This is a genomic window from Nonomuraea sp. JJY05 (genome assembly GCF_043496855.1).
Classification (GTDB): domain Bacteria; phylum Actinomycetota; class Actinomycetes; order Streptosporangiales; family Streptosporangiaceae; genus Nonomuraea.
The window spans coordinates 1-1,217 of record NZ_JBIEIS010000130.1 but is presented as its reverse complement, the minus strand read 5'-3'; the positions used below and the strand labels follow the sequence as shown (position 1 = coordinate 1,217).

Below are 1,217 nucleotides of genomic sequence, written 5' to 3'. Positions count from 1 at the left end.
GGGTCTGTACGGTCACTGGCTCTGGCCCACTTTCGGTGGTGACGGAAAGTGATAGCTCGTGTCGGTCCATCGCTATCTCGGCGTGCCGTGCCAGCGTGACGTCGGTGTGACGTAAAAGATCTTGCAGGGCAAGTGTTCCCGCAATTGGCCGACCTGGTCATCAACGGCGTTCAGGCCGGGCCCGGAGCGATCGTGGTGCATGTCGCGTCCCGGAACAGGCCGGTGGCGTGTCCCGGCTGCGGAGCAGTCGGGCGGGTGCACGGCTATGTGGATCGGCAGCTGGCTGACCTGCCGTTGGGCGGGCAGCGGGTGCTGGTGCGGCTGCGGTTTCGGCGGCTGAGGTGCGCGAAGGTGGGGTGTGAGCGGCAGACGTTCCGGGAGCCGCTGCCTGGGCTGGCCGAGCCGTATCAGCGCCGCACGATCGCCTTGACGACGCAGGTGGGGGCGGTGGTGCGGGAGCTGGCCGGGCGGGCAGCGTCTCGGCTGCTGGCCGTGCTGGGAGTCGGGATGTCGCGGCAGAGCGCGATCCGGTCGTTACTGCGCCTGCCGCTGCCGGTCCGTCCGGTGCCGGCGGTGATCGGGGTGGACGACTTCGCGCTCCGCAAACGGCACCGCTACGCCACGGTGATCATCGACGCGATCACGCGGGAACGGGTCGATGTGCTCGCCGATCGTCAGGCCGACACCCTGGAGGCGTGGCTACGTGCCCACCCCGGTGTACGGGTGGTGTGCCGCGACAGCAGCGGCTCCTACGCCGAGGCGATCCGCCGGGCCCTGCCGGACGCGGTGCAGGTCGGTGATCGCTGGCATATCTGGCACAACTTGGCCGAAGCCGTGGTGAAGGAGGTCGCCGCGCACTCGGTCTGCTGGGGCAAGACCGGCCCGCCACCGAAAGAAGGGGTACGATCCGCCACCACGCGCGAGCGCTGTCAGCAGGTTCATGCCCTGCTCAACCAGGGTGTCGGGCTGCTGGAATGCGCCCGCCGCCTGGGCCTGGCGCTCAACACCGTCAAGCGCTACGCCCGGGTCAGTCAACCCGAACGGCTGGTGCGCGTGCCGAAGTACCGGCCCACGCTCGTCGACCCGTTCCGCGATCATCTGCGCCAACGCCGGGCCGAAGATCCCGCCGTCCCGGTCCAGCAACTCCTCGTCGAGATCAAGAACCTCGGCTACACCGGCAGCCAGAACCTGCTCTACCGCTACATCACCCAAGGCCG

At 68.9% G+C, this 1,217-nt stretch carries 1 protein-coding gene; it reads left to right on the top strand.

The features are described from left to right. Positions 1 to 132: 132 nt before the first annotated feature. The coding region (locus ACFKCF_RS61605) for an ISL3 family transposase (RefSeq protein WP_394506794.1) at positions 133 to 1,217 on the top strand (1,085 nt) is incomplete at its 3' end.